This is a genomic window from Microcoleus sp. B4-C2, from assembly GCF_036705265.1.
In the GTDB taxonomy this organism is placed as follows: domain Bacteria; phylum Cyanobacteriota; class Cyanobacteriia; order Cyanobacteriales; family Microcoleaceae; genus Microcoleus.
In genome coordinates, this window is sequence record NZ_JAUBUB010000088.1 from 1 (window position 1) to 16,989 (window position 16,989).

Annotated in this window: 13 protein-coding genes; 6 read left to right on the plus strand and 7 right to left on the minus strand. The window is 44.5% G+C overall.

Features of this window, described 5'->3' with window-relative positions:
* Positions 1-194: 194 nt before the first annotated feature.
* On the minus strand, positions 195-425 hold the full coding sequence (locus tag QUB20_RS22135; RefSeq protein WP_333052866.1) for a photosystem II protein, Psb35-related: 231 nt from the start codon (positions 423-425) through the stop codon (positions 195-197).
* Between the two features lie 884 nt (positions 426-1,309).
* On the opposite strand from QUB20_RS22135, the gene treS reads away from it, so the two are divergent.
* Positions 1,310-4,690, plus strand: coding sequence for a maltose alpha-D-glucosyltransferase (treS, locus tag QUB20_RS22140; RefSeq protein WP_333291652.1), 3,381 nt, complete (start codon positions 1,310-1,312; stop codon positions 4,688-4,690).
* Between the two features lie 327 nt (positions 4,691-5,017).
* On the opposite strand, the gene QUB20_RS22145 is transcribed toward treS, so the two are convergent.
* Together QUB20_RS22145 and QUB20_RS22150 are read right to left on the minus strand one after the other, a co-directional pair.
* Entirely contained in the window at positions 5,018-5,338 is a 321-nt protein-coding gene (locus QUB20_RS22145; protein ID WP_333241388.1) for a 2Fe-2S iron-sulfur cluster-binding protein, read from the minus strand.
* A 112-nt stretch (positions 5,339-5,450) separates the two neighbouring features.
* Positions 5,451-6,098: a sigma-70 family RNA polymerase sigma factor gene (locus QUB20_RS22150; protein ID WP_333249515.1), complete on the minus strand. Its 648-nt coding sequence runs from the start codon at positions 6,096-6,098 to the stop codon at positions 5,451-5,453.
* Positions 6,099-6,315: 217 nt separating this feature from the next.
* On the opposite strand from QUB20_RS22150, the gene QUB20_RS22155 reads away from it, so the two are divergent.
* The gene (locus QUB20_RS22155) at positions 6,316-7,104 is read left to right on the plus strand and encodes a phage Gp37/Gp68 family protein (protein ID WP_333249517.1); all 789 of its coding nucleotides are present in this window, start codon (positions 6,316-6,318) and stop codon (positions 7,102-7,104) included.
* Here QUB20_RS22155 and QUB20_RS22160 read toward each other — a convergent pair.
* The 3 genes from QUB20_RS22160 to QUB20_RS22170 all read right to left on the minus strand — a co-directional run bounded on the left by QUB20_RS22160 (position 7,085) and on the right by QUB20_RS22170 (position 12,963).
* Entirely contained in the window at positions 7,085-8,209 is a 1,125-nt protein-coding gene (locus QUB20_RS22160) for a three-Cys-motif partner protein TcmP (RefSeq protein ID WP_333249519.1), read from the minus strand. The two genes, QUB20_RS22155 and QUB20_RS22160, sit on opposite strands and share 20 nt — an antisense overlap.
* A 37-nt stretch (positions 8,210-8,246) precedes the next feature.
* Positions 8,247-11,948: a hydantoinase B/oxoprolinase family protein gene (locus QUB20_RS22165; RefSeq protein ID WP_333249521.1), complete on the minus strand. Its 3,702-nt coding sequence runs from the start codon at positions 11,946-11,948 to the stop codon at positions 8,247-8,249.
* Between the two features lie 145 nt (positions 11,949-12,093).
* Entirely contained in the window at positions 12,094-12,963 is an 870-nt protein-coding gene (locus tag QUB20_RS22170; protein ID WP_333249524.1) for a M28 family peptidase, read from the minus strand.
* Positions 12,964-13,010: 47 nt separating this feature from the next.
* Here QUB20_RS22170 and QUB20_RS22175 point away from each other — a divergent pair, with 47 nt between their 5' ends.
* The 4 genes from QUB20_RS22175 to QUB20_RS22190 are packed head-to-tail and all read left to right on the plus strand — an operon-like array spanning position 13,011 to position 15,590.
* Positions 13,011-14,150 carry an AAA family ATPase gene (locus tag QUB20_RS22175; RefSeq protein WP_333249526.1) on the plus strand — a complete coding sequence of 380 codons (1,140 nt, stop codon included), beginning with the start codon at positions 13,011-13,013 and terminating at the stop codon, positions 14,148-14,150.
* Position 14,151: 1 nt separating this feature from the next.
* Positions 14,152-14,823 carry a phage tail protein gene (locus tag QUB20_RS22180; RefSeq protein WP_333249528.1) on the plus strand — a complete coding sequence of 224 codons (672 nt, stop codon included), beginning with the start codon at positions 14,152-14,154 and terminating at the stop codon, positions 14,821-14,823.
* A gap of 51 nt (positions 14,824-14,874) precedes the next feature.
* On the plus strand, positions 14,875-15,174 hold the full coding sequence (locus QUB20_RS22185) for a hypothetical protein (protein ID WP_333033220.1): 300 nt from the start codon (positions 14,875-14,877) through the stop codon (positions 15,172-15,174).
* Positions 15,171-15,590, plus strand: a complete 420-nt coding sequence (locus QUB20_RS22190; RefSeq protein WP_333249530.1) for a PIN domain-containing protein — start codon at positions 15,171-15,173, stop codon at positions 15,588-15,590. Before QUB20_RS22185 ends, QUB20_RS22190 begins: the two co-directional genes overlap by 4 nt.
* Positions 15,591-15,603: 13 nt before the next feature.
* Here the strand turns inward: QUB20_RS22190 and QUB20_RS22195 are convergent, their stop codons facing one another.
* Positions 15,604-16,677, minus strand: coding sequence for a DMT family transporter (locus QUB20_RS22195; RefSeq protein WP_333249532.1), 1,074 nt, complete (start codon positions 16,675-16,677; stop codon positions 15,604-15,606).
* Positions 16,678-16,989: the final 312 nt, after the last annotated feature.

The window sequence follows — 16,989 nt, forward strand, 5'->3', positions numbered from 1 at the left end:
AAGATGCCTGTTCCACACACAATCAATTCTCTTGTGGAACAGGCATCCTGCCTGTTATTGAAAATTAGCAACAGGCAAGATGCCTGTTCCACACACAATCAATTCTCTTGTGGAACAGGCATCCTGCCTGTTATTGAAAATTAGCAACAGGCATCCTGCCTGTTATTGAAAATAGTGAAACCTGTTACTTGATATCAAGAATTCGAGATGGTGCGGCTGCCGTAAGCATCCATGCTGTAGGCGGGAACGCGAACGCTGTAATCCATCTCTGTTGCTGTGATTGCTACAGCCAATTTTTCAAAAGATTCATCGTTCCAATTCCGCTCGTGGATAGGCTTTGACTGTTCGCCCAGGAAATATGCTTGAGTGCCAATTACTGAGGCTGCTACCCAACCGACGATTAAAAGAGCGATTACAATAGTCATTTTTACTTTTTCCTTAACTTTTGTTGCTTTATGTAAACTAATGTAACGAAAATTAGCAATCCACGTCAAGGTACCGTAGTGTCGTGGGAACCGTCCGGCAGGTAGTAAATACCGCACCTAACCCTGAGTCTGTAGGGTGTGCTTAGTGTCAACAAGGACTCGATCGCCCCTTAGCTTGCCCCCTACTCCCCCTTAATAAGAGGGGGGGCGGTTTCATTCTCGGTAGGGGCAATCCCCTGTGGTTGCCCCCATGTCCCAAACGCCTGTGAAATCGTCTGTGGGTGGGGGCGGGCACTCTTGGCACCGCCCCTACAAAAGCCTGATTTTGGTGAGAATGAAACCGCCCTGCCTTAATAAGAGGGGGGGACAAGAGTGTTCTCAAAGTCAACCCCTACTCCCCTTATCAAGGGGGATGCGAGGGGGATCTAGACTGGGCTACCAGCGAGAGATACAGAGGGGTTTCAGGCTTAAGTTGACACGACTTGGTAGGGTGTGCACCGCGCATCGGTAGGTAGCACAGTACCCGGATTGTTAACTGTGTCCGAAATAGCAAAACAGATTGTTGAGATTTTATATAGCGATCCTCGCATCATTTCCATAATTCTTGTAGGGGCAATCCGACCCCTACTCCCCGTGGTTGCCCCTAAATACTGGGGTAGGCACTCTTAGCACTACCCCTACAAATCCTCATGAATGATTTAGGAGGGCTATAGTTAAGAAATTATAAGTTTTGCGTTCATAAATTACGATTAAAAGTCTGCGGCTGGCATGATGAATAGCGGCCCAATTATAAGTTATGATTTATCAGTTTGGATTGGAACTAAGAAATCCCAATTACCAAACTTTAAGTAAAAATTACCAATTACCAATCATCGCTACAAATCATGCCAAACTCAATGTTAAATAACGACCCGTTGTGGTTCAAAGACGCGATTATTTACGAAGTACCAGTTCGCGCTTTTGCCGACAGCAATGCAGACGGGATCGGCGACTTTAGAGGACTGACAGAAAAACTGGATTACCTGCAAAACTTGGGAGTCACAGCCATTTGGGTACTGCCATTTTTTCCCTCGCCGCTCCGAGACGACGGCTACGATACATCTCACTATACTACGGTCAATCCGATTTACGGCACATTAGAGGACTTTAAAGACCTTTTAGAAGCAGCGCACCAGCGGGGAATTCGAGTCATTATTGAGTTGATTGTCAACCACACTTCCGATCAGCACGCTTGGTTTCAGCGAGCGCGCAGGGCCCCGAAAGGCAGTAACGAAAGAGATTTTTATGTGTGGAGCGACACGCCGGAAAAATATCAAGATGCTCGGATTATTTTTCAAGATTTTGAAACATCTAATTGGGCTTGGGATGCGGTAGCAAAAGCTTATTACTGGCACCGTTTTTATTCGCACCAACCCGATTTGAATTACGACAATCCGGCCGTCCGCCAAGCCATCTTAGATGTGGTAGATTTCTGGTTGGCACTGGGAGTAGACGGACTGCGGATGGATGCGGTGCCTTACCTGTACGAGCGCGAAGGTACTAACTGCGAAAACCTGCCAGAAACTCACCAATTCCTGAAGCAATTGCGGCAGCACGTAGATGAGAAATTCCCGAACCGGATGCTGCTGGCTGAGGCGAATCAGTGGCCGGAGGATGCGGTTGAATATTACGCTAATGGGGATGAATGTCACATGAACTTTCATTTTCCGCTGATGCCGCGTTTATTTATGGCTTTGCATATGGAAGATAGCTTCCCAATTAGCGACATTCTCCAGCAAACTCCACATATTCCCAATAATTGTCAGTGGGCATTATTTTTGCGGAATCATGATGAATTGACGCTGGAAATGGTGAGTGATGAAGACCGAGATTATATGTATCGGGTTTACGCTCAAGACACTCAGGCGAGAATTAATTTGGGCATCCGCCGCCGCTTGGCTCCTTTGATGGGAAATAACCGCCGCCGCATTGAGTTGATGAATGCTTTGCTGCTGTCTCTTCCGGGTACGCCGGTGCTTTACTACGGCGATGAAATTGGCATGGGAGACAATATCTATTTGGGCGATCGCAACGGGGTGAGAACTCCGATGCAGTGGAGTGGCGATCGCAATGCCGGTTTTAGTCGCGCTAACCCGCAGCGACTTTACGCACCGCCCATTGTTGACCCTGAATATCACTACGAATCTGTTAACGTGGACGCGCAGCGGGCGAATCCGAGTTCTCTTTGGTGGTGGATGAAACGCCTGATTGCAATTAGGCAGCGTTTCCAAGCATTCGGTCGCGGAACTTGCGAGTTTCTGTACCCGGAAAACCGCAAAGTTTTAGCTTTTGTACGCACTTATCAAGACGAACACATCCTCGTAGTGGCTAATTTGTCGCGCTTCGTCCAGACGGCAGAATTAGACCTGGCGCCCTTTAAAGGTGCTGTTCCGGTGGAGATTTTCGGCCGCACGGAGTTTCCTGCTGTTGGCGATTCGCCTTACTTTTTGTGCTTGAGTCCTCACACGTTTTACTGGTTTACTCTTACTGTTAAACACGAAGATTTTTCGCTGCACGGTGTTCCCACAGACTTGCCTACTTTGGCGGTGATAGGTAATTGGAAAACTGCTTTTGCTACAAGTCAGTTAAGCGATATGCTGCTTAATCTTTTGCCGGGATACTTGCGGCGGAATCGCTGGTTTAGCGGTTCAGATCGGACAATTCAATCTTTAGAAATAAGTGAGGTTTTACCGATTGAATGTAAAGATAGCGCGGGAGAGGAATCTCAAGTTTACATTCTGTTTTTGCAGTTGAATTATACTGAAGGTATGCCGGAAACTTACGTTTTGCCTTTAGGGTGGGAAGAGATTAAAGGCGATGTGGACGATCGGGCGATCGCGCGCCTGCACTTCCCAGAAACCAAAAAGGAAATCGGGGTACTATTTGATGCTGCTGGGGAGAAAGGTTTTCTGAGCGCACTGCTGGGGGCGATCGCCAATTCTCGCAGTTACAGAGGTGTTGCAGGTCAACTGCTAGGAATTGCCGACAGTGCATTCAAATCAGAAGAAGAGTTAGCGCAGCTCGAACCTCACCTGTTCAAAAAAGAACAAAGCAATACATCTGCAGGTTACGGCGACCGCTTCGTCCTGAAAATATTGCGAAAAGTCGAGGAAGGTATTAACCCTGAATTAGAAATCGGACGCTTTTTAACAGAGCGCAACTCGATCCAACACTACGCTCCAATTACCGGAGCATTGGAATATCACACACCAGCCAAACAAGTCCTTACAGTCGGAATCCTACAAAAATTAATCCCCGACAGCGTAGATGCTTGGTCTTATACATTAGACACACTGCGCGACTATTTCGAGCAAGTAATGACAGTAGAAGCAAAGCATTCCAGCGATAATTTATCTACTGCCCCCGAAAATTATTTGCCGAACGCTTTGACCGGACAAACCCAGCGGCAGCAAAACTCGCTAGTAGCCGATTTATCGCTAGAAATTCCAGAATTAGCTCGCGAACTCATCGGCTCTTACTTAGCATCAGCCGAACTTTTAGGTCAACGGACAGCCGAACTTCACCTGGCTTTAGCTTCTGACACAGAAAATCCCGCTTTTGCCCCAGAAAACTTCACCTCCTTTTACCAGCGTTCCATCTATCAACACATGAGAAATCTGGCGGGAAGAACTTTGCTGGATCTGAAAAAACGGCTGTCTAAACTGCCACCAGAAATACAAAAATCGGCGCAAAAGCTCCTCAACCGCGAAGAGTTGATCATGGAACGTTTCAAGTCTATTTTGAACTTGAGAATCACCGCCGATAGAATTCGCTGTCACGGGGACTTTCATTTCGGGCAAGTTCTTTATACAGGCAAAGACTTCGTAATTATTGATTTCGGAGGAGAACGCGATCGACCCTTAAGCGAGCGGCGGATGAAGAGGTCGCCCCTGCGAGATGTTGCGGGAATGCTGCAATCTATAAGTTACGCTGTTACTTTGGCACTCCGCAATGAAGTAGAAAGTGGCATGATTCGCCCTGAAAATCTCCCGGAGATGCAGCAGTGGGCGAACGTTTGGCACCGCTGGGTCAGCCTAACTTTTGTCAAGAGTTATTTGGCGACTGCAGCCGATGCAAGTTTCTTGCCCAAATCTATACCGGAACTACAAGTTTTGCTGGATGCTTACATTTTGGAAAAAGCGGTTGCTGAGCTAGCCTACGAACTCAATTACCGCTTAGATTTCGCGGAAATTCCGCTTCAGCGGATTCTACAATTGCTGAATTAATAAGGGCGGGTTTATCTATACTCGTTAGGGTGCCTGGCTTTCTAGTTCCTCAATTAACAGCGAGATGCTGGAAAGTCACGCACCTTACATGACACGAAATCTGCTTTGATAACGATTTGAGATCGTGTCCGATCGAGTGACCGCGATTAAAAGGGCGGGTTTTTGAGATTGTCAATTATGAGCAGATATTTTTTGTTAACCCGCCCCTACCTTATTAGGGGTAATCGACCGGACATAATATGACGGGCGAATATAATTCGCTCTTCTACAAAGAAATACCGCGCCAAGTGAGGCTAGAAGAAAAGATGGTAAAAAAATGATTTCCTATTACTTAAAATAAAGAGCGGCTTGATATAAAACTTGTTCTTGATGAGTTAACAAAGTGCAGTCAGAAAGCGGGTAAGCCACACAAGTAACAGCATAGCCAGCTTGCAATTCTGACGGCTTCAAAAACTTTTGTTCGCTTTGGTCGATTTCGCCGCTCAGCAGTTTGACAACGCAAGCAGAACACTCTCCTTGCTTGCATCCATTCGGCAAGCGGATGCCGGCATCTTCTGCCATATCTAAGATATACTGGTCGTCTGGTACTGCGATCGTGCGATCGAGCGCGATCGCCTCATTCACCAACCGAACTTGATAAACTGCCATTTTTTCCTTATTCCTCGCGAAAGGGCGGGTTTACGATGCTGTTAGTCCTAGCAAATATTTCGGGTAAAACCCGCCCATCCAACTAGAAAGGGCGGATTTATATCGTGTATATCTAGACAAGTGCTTCTTGATAATCGAGATTTTCCTCTAGATAAATAGCCCGAATATCCTCGGGCAAATTTGATTCTAAAGTTTGATATCCTTTTTGCAGCAAAGCCTTTACCTGAGCGGGCGAAATAGCTTCGCCTTCTGCTTGCAAATAAGCTGCAATTCGAGTTTCGCTCCAGCGGAAAGTCTGAGCCATCAACACGACTAAACGCGGCAGGGGCGCTAACAATTCTAAGGCTTGTTTGACGTAACACCACAGGGGAGGCGGCGCCGATTGCAAAGAGTAGTGAATCGACTCAACAGGGGGCAATTCAGCTTGATTTATGCAGACTGCGGTGACATTAATCAGCCAGTTTTGGAGACTGAGATTTCCGCCATCAGACTCTTGGGTTTCGCGGCGCAAATCCAGGCCTCGGAGTTCGTGATAGATGTGCAGCCAAGTGTGGGCAAATAGGTAATCTCCTTGTACGGGCGATCGCACCGAATGGCGAATCAGGGAGTGGACAATTTGAGCGTAGCGGCAAAAAATCGCCGTGAAGAACCTACCTTGATCGGGATGGTTTTGAAACAGGGTCAATAATTCCTGATCGCTGTGGTGAAACAGGGATTTGACCACAGGATGGTTGAATTCGGAAAAATTAGGTGTTTGCACAATTGTTCTGTAACGGTTTTGGGAATAAATGCTGGTGCAGCCCGATTCTACAACACGATATACATTTGATGCAAGTGCTTAAAAAATATGTTGATAATAAAGTCAAATTAATTATATAATTAAGTTGTAGGTGACGGTGAATAAACCTCAATTAGTACATCGAATATTATTGGTTCACCGTCACCTACAAATGTTATTTAAATGGTAAAACCCTTGTATGTCTAGCATTAATACTGGTATCGAATGGACCGACAGAACGTGGAATCCAACAACTGGCTGCGATAAAGTCAGTCCCGGTTGTACGCATTGTTATGCTGAAGCATTAACAAAACGATTTCATACTAATTTTCCTAACGGTTTTGATTTAACACTGCATCGCGAGCGGCTGCAAGAACCCAAACGCTGGCGAAAACCGAGCCGCATTTTCGTGAATTCGATGAGCGATTTATTTCACGAAGAAGTTCCTTTTTCATTCCTTCAAGAAGTTTTTGAAGTGATTCGAGAAACTCCTTGGCACGTATATCAAATTCTGACCAAAAGACACGAACGCCTTCGCGAACTAGCAGATAAATTAGACTGGCATGACAACATTTGGATGGGAGTTTCTGTTGAAAATCACAAGTACGTTGACAGGATTGATTGTTTGCGAAAAGTACCTGCCAAGGTCAGATTTCTCTCGTGCGAACCGCTTTTAGGTGCTTTGGATATTGATTTAAAAGGCATTCATTGGGTAATAGTTGGGGGAGAATCTGGACAAAAAAACCGTCCCATGCAAGCAGAATGGGTTGAGAGTATTCAACAGCAGTGTGAGGAGGCTGAAGTAGCGTTTTTCTTCAAGCAATGGGGAGGTAGAACACCTAAAGCTGGTGGGCGACTTCTGGATGAAAAAATCTGGGATGAGATGCCAGAAGCATGGGGACAGCACCAAAAGCAATGGAATGCTTACACTTTGAGTGTGAGTCGCAAGTCAAATAAAGTAGTAATACCTACTTTGGTGAAAAGGTAACTTTCACATGATCTGCAAATGTAATTTCTCCTTTTTTCTTTCTTCGTTTACTGGCAGGTGGATCTACTAGGATTTTACCTTGTTGTTCTAGTTTTCCCAGAGCTTCCTTGTAATTTTTGCTAATGTAACGCTTGCCAACATGATGCTGATTATAAATTGCTTCCATCGTCAGTGTTTGACCAGAAAATTCATTCAACAGCATATTTTCCAACTCGTCCAGTGGTCGTGATAGCTCGAAAAGTAAAGGTTGATATTGTGTGGCTGGATTATACTCAAACAATGGTACACCTTGCTCTGTACTAGAGCTTTCCTTTGCCATAATGTCTTTCATAATTGAGTAACCACGCTCATGCTTAGACACAAAAATTAGATGGTGGCTAGTTCTGGTTCCTCTAGCTGTTTTAAAACAAAATGGAAGAACGTAATTCCCACCTATTTCTTTTAGAGCCTGGGAAATCTCCTCTACAATAACTAACTCTCGCTCATACGGTTGCTTCAATTTTAGTTGTTCCCGAAGCGCATTAGCTCGCTCTTGACCAAATAGAGAGTTCATGTGTTTATCTACTGAAACGTTAGGCAATCCCATATTTACTCTATTGTAATTAAAGAAAAATATACAATCGCAGCCCCAATCTTTAATAACCGCTCCAATTAGCCCAAGAGACAAGCCTTTATAACCCCAAGGGTCGATAAAGAATAGTGTAGGAACATAATTAATTTTTTGAATTGCTTCGACAATTTCTTCTCCAACCTCCTTGTTCAAAACTATTGGTGTATGCTTTAATCTTCCTATATCTGGAATTGAGTTTATAGCCTGCTGGAGAGACTGAGTATTATTTGAGTCCTTATCATTAAACAAGGTTACTAGCATTTGTGACATCTTTGGATCAGCAATAGCACGTTCCAAGATAAGTAATGGAGTAGACTTAGAACCGTCTTTATAACGGCCAGGCCCAGAGAACAAATCAATATAGGCAATGTTGCTATTCCGTCTCTGGGCTGTGCCTATAATGACATTGGCCCAGGCCCAAAAGTATTTAGCAACTATTTCTGATTTTACTAAAGAATTATCTCTGGACTCCTCAAAGAAAGAACTGTCAGCCATCACAGTCACCTCTATACTCTAGTTAATTTTACTGTTGCTACACAATAGTACCATAACCTCCGCCCCCGGGTGTTTCAATTACAAACACATCCCCTGGCTGCATTTCCACACTCGCCGTACTCCCCAAATTCTCAACTTTTCCGTCAACCGTTTCAACATAATTCCGTCCAACTTTCCCCGCTTCACCCCCATTCAAACCGCAAGGAGAAATTACCCGCCTCCCCGATAAAATTCCCGCCGTCATCGCCTCCCGAAACCGCACTCGCCGCACAACTCCATTCCCCCCGTGATGAGATCCATTCCCCCCACTATTAGCCCGAATTGCAAAACTTTCCAACAACACCGGGAAGCGCCATTCTAATACTTCTGGGTCAGTTAAACGTGAATTAGTCATGTGAGTTTGTACCGCATCAGTACCGTCAAAATCTGCACCAGCACCCGAACCGCCGCAAATAGTTTCATAATATTGATAGCGCTGATTTCCAAAGGTAAAATTATTCATAGTTCCCTGAGAAGCCGCCATCACTCCCAAAGCACAATACAAAGCATCGGTAATATTCTGCGATGTTTCCACATTTCCGGCAACTACCGCCGCTGGATAGCGAGGATTCAGCATACAGCCTTCGGGATTGATGATTTCGAGAGGTTTCAAACAACCCGCATTTAGAGGAATATCGTCATCTACCAACGTGCGGAAAACATACAAAACAGCCGCTTTGCACACCGCAGCCGGAGCATTAAAATTGTTGGTTTGTTGACCTGAAGTGCCCGTAAAATCTATTTTTGCACTGCGCGCAGATTTGTCAATTGTAATCGCTACCTTAATTTGTCCCCCGCTATCCATCGGATAAGTAAAGTCGCCATCTTGCAAAACATCAATTACCCTGCGTACCGACTCTTCCGCATTGTCTTGTACGAAGCCCATATAAGCTTGCACAGTCTCTAATCCATAATGTTCTACCATCTTGAGCAGCTCTTCGGCGCCGCGCTTGTTAGCAGCAATTTGCGCTTGCAAATCGGCTATGTTTTGAGGGGAATTGCGAACAGGAAAATTCCCCGATGTCAGAATTTCTAGTAATTCTTCTTCTCGAAAATTGCCCTCGCTTACTAACAGGAAATTGTCAAGTAATACGCCTTCTTCCGTTACTGTTGTACTGTTAGGAGGCATGGAACCGGGAGTAATGCCGCCGATGTCGGCGTGGTGTCCCCGTGAGGCCACATAAAACAAAGGAAGGGAGGAATCACGATCGAATACTGGAGTAATAACGGTGATATCGGGTAAATGCGTGCCGCCGTTGTAGGGATTGTTAGAAACATAAACATCGCCCGGTTGAATCGCATTGCCTTGTGCTAAAATTAAAGCTTCAACGCTTTCGCTCATCGAACCCAGATGTACGGGAATGTGCGGCGCGTTGGCAACTAATTGCCCGTTTTTGTCGAAAATTGCACAGGAAAAGTCGAGACGTTCTTTGATGTTGACTGAGGAACTTGTGTTTTGTAATGTGACGCCCATTTGTTCGGCGATCGCCCGAAACAAATTATTAAAAATTTCGAGCAAAACTGGATCGGATTTAACCGCAGATAAACGCGAATGAACGCCGATATTATCTGCGTCCATCTGCGTGCATCTGCGGTTCAAAATTAAATCATTATTTTCGGTGATTTCCCCTTCCCAGCCCGGTTCTATGATATTAGTTCCCGTAGCTTCAACAATCATCGCAGGGCCTTCTATGCAGTCGCCCGATCGCAAATCGTCTCTCTGATAAACAGGCGTTTCCCGCCACCCGCCAGCAACATACATTTGCACGGTTGAAATTGGTTGCACAGGCAAGATGCCCGTGCCAGAAGAGGGGGAAATTGTGGATGCTTCCGGCACATCCATTCTTTCTACAACTTCCACCGAAACCGCTTCCACAATCAGCGGTTTTTCTGGCATAATAAAACTGTAACGCTGTCGGTGGGCTGCTTCAAATTCAGCCTGCATCGCCTCAAGATTGTCAGCAAAAATGACCGCCAAAACCGAGTCACTTCCCTGATATTTTAAGCGCAACTTGCTAACAACTAAAACCTCTGACTCATTCTCTGTGTTCTCTGCGCCTCTGCGGTTCAATTCCCTCTTTCCCTCAGCCTCCAATTCCGTTAAAATATGATGCAACTCAGGAAATAATTCTGCATTTAATTGTTGCTCGATCGCCCTTTCGCGAATAGCCCGCACATCAGCCAAACCCATACCGTAAGCCGACAACACACCCGCATAAGGGTGAATAAATACCCGTTTCATCCCCAAAGCATCGGCGATCGCACAAGCGTGTTGGCCGCCCGCACCGCCGAAACAGCACAATGTATACTCCGAAACATCGTAACCGCGCTGAAGCGAGATTTTTTTGACAGCATTTGCCATCTTTTCCACCGCGATCGCCAAAAAACCCTCCGCCACCTGTTCCGCCGTCCTCTCGCCCCCAATTTCCCCCGCTAGTTGCCCAAATTTTTGCTTTACTACGTCAGGGGCGATCGGCAAATCTCCATTCAATCCAAATACTTTCGGGAAAAAATCCGGTTGAATTTTCCCCAACATTACATTGCAATCAGTCACCGTCAAGGGGCCGCCTTTGCGATAGCAAGCAGGCCCAGGATTGGCCCCTGCAGACTCCGGCCCGACGCGGTAGCGAGCCCCGTCAAAAAACACAATTGAACCGCCGCCGGCTGCTACAGTGTGAATTGCCATCACGGGCGATCGCAATCTCACCCCAGCAATTTCCGTCTCAAATTCGCGTTCGTATTCGCCGTTAAAATGGGCAACATCTGTCGAAGTTCCGCCCATATCAAAGGTAATAATTTTATCAAAACCTGCCTTTTTGCTCGTTTGAACCGCACCGACAATTCCCCCAGCAGGCCCGGATAAAATACTGTTTTTTCCTTGAAATTGTGCCGCGTCCACTAAGCCGCCATTCGATTGCATAAACATTAATTTTGGTAGGCGCGAAGCGGGCGGGCACGGGGAGGGCGGGCACGGGGGCACCGCCCCTACGGGAGATAATTGACTGGTTACTTGTTCGACATAACGCCGTAAAATCGGAGATAAATAAGCATCGACAACCGCAGTATCTCCCCGCGAAACCAGTTTCATCAGCGGGCTAACTTCGTGAGATACTGAAATTTGAGTAAAGCCAATTTCTTTCGCTATTTTAGCAACTTGTTTTTCGTGTTCCGAGTAGCGGTAGCCGTGCATGAATACGATCGCACAACTGCGAATTCCCTCATCGTATGCTTGCTGCAAAGACGGGATAAATTCGGGATTGACAGCAGTTAACTCCTCACCTTGAGCACTGTAGCGTTCTGCAACTTCAATAACTCGATCGTACAGCATCTCCGGCAAAACAATGTGACGCGCGAAAATATTGGGGCGGTTTTGATAGCCAATTCTCAGCGCATCGCGGAAACCTTTAGTAATTAACAGAATTGTGCGATCGCCCTTTCGTTCCAATAAAGCATTTGTCGCCACCGTCGTCCCCATTTTAATCGCTTCAATTTGTGCAGCGGGTATGGGAACATCTGCGCCAATTCCCAAAATGTCGCGAATTCCTTGAACTGCTGCGTCTGTGTAGCGATCGGGGTTTTCCGACAGCAGCTTGTGAATGACTAACTTACCGTCGGGGCTGTTGGCGACAATATCGGTAAAAGTACCGCCGCGATCGATCCAAAATTGCCAGCGAGTGCGATCGGGAGAAGTAGGATTCATATCTCTTTTTTTTGAAATTTTTGCTTGATTAATTTACAAGTATTCAACAAACTTCTGTTCGAGTCAATTCATAAAACTCATAACTTCGGGTCATAAAAGTCATAATTTCTGGTCAATCAAACTAGCAGGCGCTGGATCGTGTTAATTATAGATGTCGGATGCCCTTGACTAACCCCTGACAAACACCCGCCAGAAAATCCAAATCCAAAGTCTCAATCCTATCGCTTTCTCGATGATAATGCGGGTTTCGCATATTAGCAGTATCAGTCACCATAATAGCCGGATAACCATTATCCCAAAAAGGAACATGATCGCTGCGGCGAGTATCCGGCACAATTAAACCTCGATTCGGCACAGGTAGCCACTCGCAGGGCTGACCAGATTTGCGAATTTTGCCACTCAAATTAATCAAATCGGGAACCGTCCGCAAAGTGCCAATTAAAGCAATAAAATTGCCACTCTTTGGATAAAAATATTTCAATCCAGCGGGATAGCTTTGAGAATTAGGATTATGGTTGCAATAACCCACCATTTCCAAAGAAATCATTAACCGGATTGACTTTTGCTGTTGCTTATATTTAGCTGCATGATGACTGCTTCCCAAATAACCGTATTCTTCCATATCAAAGGCGACTAATTGCACTGGATATTTGAGCGGCCCAGATGCGATATCCCTTGCGAGTTCCAGCAAAACAGCAACACCAGTAGCATTATCATCGGCCCCAGGCGATCCGGGTACAGTATCGTAATGAGCACCAATTACGATCGGCTTTTCTTGCTTCTTTTCTTGCTTCCCCCCCTTAGCAAGGGGGGGACTGAGGGGGGGTAAATCCAAAATCAAATTGTGATGAATTCGCCCGCGCACCGAAAAATCGTCAATTTCTACACTTCCCCACTGTGCCAACTGTTCGCGGATGTATTGCTGGACATAAAAATGCCCTTCGGATGCGAGGTATGGGTTGCGATCGCGTACAATTTGAATCAGATGGCTGTGCAAGCGTTCTTTGAGATTCATGCGATCGGAGATACAATGAGTACATTAAGATTATATGGGATTGAATTATGATTGGAGAAGTCAGAATCGAAAATTATAAGTCCATTCAAAAGCTGAAGCTAGAATTAGGACGAGTAACTGTATTGATCGGTGAAAATGGCTGCGGAAAGAGTAATATCCTAGAGGCGATCGCCCTTGCTTCTGCGGCGGCTGATGACAAGCTGGATAACGAGTTTTTAGCTTCTAGGGGCATCCGAGTTACAGAACCTCAATTTATGCGATCGGCTTTTGAAAAGGAAAATTTAGATAAAGATATCAGCATTGAAATTAGAGGAAATAATGACACAATAAAAATAAGCTTTATTTTAAATAACGATAATACACCCTATGCTCGATGGAAAAATCATTTTTACTATGGGGTTTCAGAATACGAACGGAATTTAGAAAAAGCATATAGGCAGCTTCCTGCTTGGGAATATAATAGTTTTTTAGACAGCCGAAATGAACAATATCAATCTAGTCGCCAAACAAATATCAAAACACTTAAAATACAGCAATTTATCATTTACTCTCCTGAAAATATCGCCTTACGTACTTTTGAAAAAGAAGGGCAAATTCAACCATTAGGTATTAAGGGAGAAGGCTTGTTTAAACTATTAAAATTTGTGAATTCCGATAACCAGGAGCAGCTTAATGAAATCAAGAAAAAACTGCAATTGATAGATTGGTTTCAAGATTTTGAAGCTTCTCCAAATTTATCAAGTATTCAAAACTCTCTCCAAATTAAAGATAGATACTTAGATCCAGATTTAGCTTACTTCGATCAAAAAAGTTCTAATGAAGGCTTTTTATTCTTGCTTTTTTACTTCGCTTTATTTATTAGCGATCTCACACCTAAATTTTTTGCAATAGATAACATTGATGCTTCTCTCAACCCCAGATTGTGCCGCCGATTAATGCAAGAATTAGTCGAATTAGCAAAAAAACATGACAAACAAGTCATTTTTACAACTCACAACCCGGCAATTCTGGACGGTTTGGATTTAGATGATGACGAACAGCGACTGCTTGTGATTTCCCGCAATCAATTAGGTTATACTAAAGCTAGACGCATTCTCAAACCTAAACCTTTGGAGGGACAAGAACCTGTGAAATTATCAGAGGCATTTTTGAGAGGCTATATCGGCGGACTTCCTAAGAATTTTTAATATGATTAGTTTTGGATTGGTTACAGAGGGACTTACTGACCAGATTGTGATTGAGAATATTTTAGCTGGATATTTCAATAGTCCTGATTTAGATATTAGACAACTTCAACCAGAAAGAGATAAAGACAATGAGAATAAATCCACATACGGCGGCTGGACTCTAGTTTTTGATTATTGTAAGTCAAGAGATTTTCAAGAAGCATTGCAATTTATTGACTATATCATTATCCAAATAGATACGGATGTTTCAGAAGATTATAATATCCCCAAACAAGATGAAAACGGTGAATTTACTCCTCAGCAGTTAATTGAAAAAGTTATTGAAAAGTTTAGAGGTGCAAGTGGCGATGACTTTTACAGCAAATATCAACAAAAAATTATATTTGCAATCTCTGTACATTCTATAGAGTGTTGGTTGCTTCCACTCTATTATACCGACAACAAGAAAAAATCTAAAGTTAAAAACTGTCTCGATACTTTAAATCTGCAAGTTGAGAAAAAACACAAGTTTAGGATCGATGCTAAAAATCCTAAATATTATCGAGTAATTTCAGAACAATATCGCAAGCATAAAGTTTTGATGAAGCATTACGCAGAAAATCCCAGTTTAAAAACTTTTATAGAAGAGATTCAAAGCAGAGGCATTAAGAGTGGTGATGAAGAGGATTGGTAAGGAAGCAAGTTATTATGTCATATAATAGAAACATAGTTATCGGAGATTACCATGCAAGCATACAAACTTAGAGGTAAAATCGATGCAACTGGCAACTTGGTAGTTGTTGAACCCGTGAATATGCCGCCGGGAGATGTAGAAATCATCGTCTTGCAGCTACCTGATACGGTTAAACAAGCCAGCGCGTCAGAAAATGCGATCGCGCCTGAAGCACCTCAAAAAAAGTTTAAAACTAACGTGAAGGCATTTCAAGGTTTATTCGATCGAGATGCTGTACCGGAACCGCTGGATTTTGACGATCCAGACAAACAAGCAAAATGGGAATATTTAAAGGAAAAACATAACTTGTGAAAATCCTGATAGACACCAATATAATAGTAGATGTTGCGCTCGAACGAGAACCTTTCTTTGCTGAGAGCGATCGCATTTTAACTTTTGTTGAAGAAGCACAAATTCAAGGCTATGTTTCAGCCTCAACTTTTAGCGATCTTTACTATATTATCCGCAGAGACAGAGGCCGCGATTGGACGCTGGATTTTTTGCGGCAGCTAGCCACATTTTGTCAAGTAGCAACAGTAGATAACTCTGTTATTTCAATGGCATTAACTTGCAACTTCAAGGATTTTGAAGATGCGATTCAGTACAGCACTGCTGTAATCAATCTAATTGATGCCATTGTCACCCGCAACCCGCGAGATTTTCCGGTTAACACTCCTAGGATTTTAACTCCAAATCAGTTAATTCAAGAATTAACTGATTCTCCCTAAATTTCTCAAAGCGCTAAACTTCTGATTCCAATTCGCTAACCCGCAACTGCACGGGTAATTCTACAGAATTCAACTCAGACGACTCTAACAATCCTGTTGCTTCAACTTCTGCACTCGCTTCACCGTGCCGCATTTTGTTCAATTTCTCACCCAAAGTATCCCGCTGATTAATCAAATAAATACTCACCAAAGTCAGCCCAACCCCCATCGATTGCAGCGGATTGAGCACTTCGCCCAAGAACAAATTGCCGAACAGCAAAGCAAAAACAGGCGTAAGAAAGGTAAGAGAACTTAAACTTGTTAGACTGCCACTCGAAGCAAAATAAAAGAATAAACCGTAGGCGATCGCACTTCCGAACACAGTAGAATAACCTAACGCCATCCAGCCCGAAAAATCGATATTCACAAACTGATCAGACTCAGTTGCCGCCGACATTGCCAACAGCGGCAAACCGCCCAAAATCATGTGCCAACCAGTCGCCACCACCGGATCAACATAACGGCAAACCCAGCGCACCAAAACCGTACCCACAGCCATCGACAAAGCAGCCAACAGCATCAACCATTCTCCACCCTGAAACAACTGTTCGATACCCCCAGAAACCTCCCTGTTTTCAGGATGAAAAAGCCCCACAATCCAGCCATCGGGCAACCCAATTAAACTGATGCCCGCAACGCCAATAACTAATCCTAACCAGCCCCAAAAACCTATTTTTTCTTGAAACAGCCACAAACACAAAATCGCCACTGCTAGCGGTTGAGAATCAATCATCACCGAACCCAAACCCGCACCGGTTCTCGCCAAACCTTCGGCTAAAAAGCCTTGAAACAAAGTAGCGTCAACCAAAGCAAACAGCGAAATCCACAGCCAAGCTTTCCAACCCTGGGGCTGTGGTTTTCCCATCAGCGCCGCCGCCAGCAGCACCAACACACCCGCAGGTATCAAACGCACGACAGCCACAAACAGCGGTGTTGTGTGCGGCATCACTCCCTTCATCGCTACCATCGCGGTTCCCCACAGGAAAAACGGCGCAATTAGCAACAGCGGGGCAAAAGGCAGTTTTGAATCGGTAAGTTTTAGCTGCATGGCGGAGACTCCAAATAATTGATGAGATTGATTCTGGTGGGGATAATGTAGATTTGTTAAGCAATTTTTACAATTATATATTGGTGTTGGGTGAAGTGCGATCGTACAAATCTCGGTCATTATGAACAGGCAAGATGCCTGTTCCACAAAATCAAGGTGGAACAGGCATCTTGCCTGTTGCCGCCAATCTGGAACAGGCAAGATGCCTGTTCCACAATCAAGCAATTTCTTGTGCAACAGGCATCTTGCCTGTTGCCGCCAATCTGGAACAGGCAAGATGCCTGTTCCACAATCAAGCAATTTCTTGTGCAA

What these genes read in the sequence shown, in the direction of transcription:
- QUB20_RS22180 (WP_333249528.1), top strand. Translation starts at nt 14,152, where the DNA reads ATGATTAGTTTTGGATTGGTTACAGAGGGACTTACTGACCAGATTGTG.
- QUB20_RS22175 (WP_333249526.1), top strand. Translation starts at nt 13,011, where the DNA reads ATGATTGGAGAAGTCAGAATCGAAAATTATAAGTCCATTCAAAAGCTG.
- QUB20_RS22145 (WP_333241388.1), bottom strand. Translation starts at nt 5,338, where the DNA reads ATGGCAGTTTATCAAGTTCGGTTGGTGAATGAGGCGATCGCGCTCGAT.
- QUB20_RS22135 (WP_333052866.1), bottom strand. Translation starts at nt 425, where the DNA reads ATGACTATTGTAATCGCTCTTTTAATCGTCGGTTGGGTAGCAGCCTCA.
- QUB20_RS22185 (WP_333033220.1), top strand. Translation starts at nt 14,875, where the DNA reads ATGCAAGCATACAAACTTAGAGGTAAAATCGATGCAACTGGCAACTTG.
- QUB20_RS22160 (WP_333249519.1), bottom strand. Translation starts at nt 8,209, where the DNA reads ATGGCTGACAGTTCTTTCTTTGAGGAGTCCAGAGATAATTCTTTAGTA.
- QUB20_RS22170 (WP_333249524.1), bottom strand. Translation starts at nt 12,963, where the DNA reads ATGAATCTCAAAGAACGCTTGCACAGCCATCTGATTCAAATTGTACGC.
- QUB20_RS22195 (WP_333249532.1), bottom strand. Translation starts at nt 16,677, where the DNA reads ATGCAGCTAAAACTTACCGATTCAAAACTGCCTTTTGCCCCGCTGTTG.
- treS (WP_333291652.1), top strand. Translation starts at nt 1,310, where the DNA reads ATGCCAAACTCAATGTTAAATAACGACCCGTTGTGGTTCAAAGACGCG.
- QUB20_RS22155 (WP_333249517.1), top strand. Translation starts at nt 6,316, where the DNA reads ATGTCTAGCATTAATACTGGTATCGAATGGACCGACAGAACGTGGAAT.
- QUB20_RS22165 (WP_333249521.1), bottom strand. Translation starts at nt 11,948, where the DNA reads ATGAATCCTACTTCTCCCGATCGCACTCGCTGGCAATTTTGGATCGAT.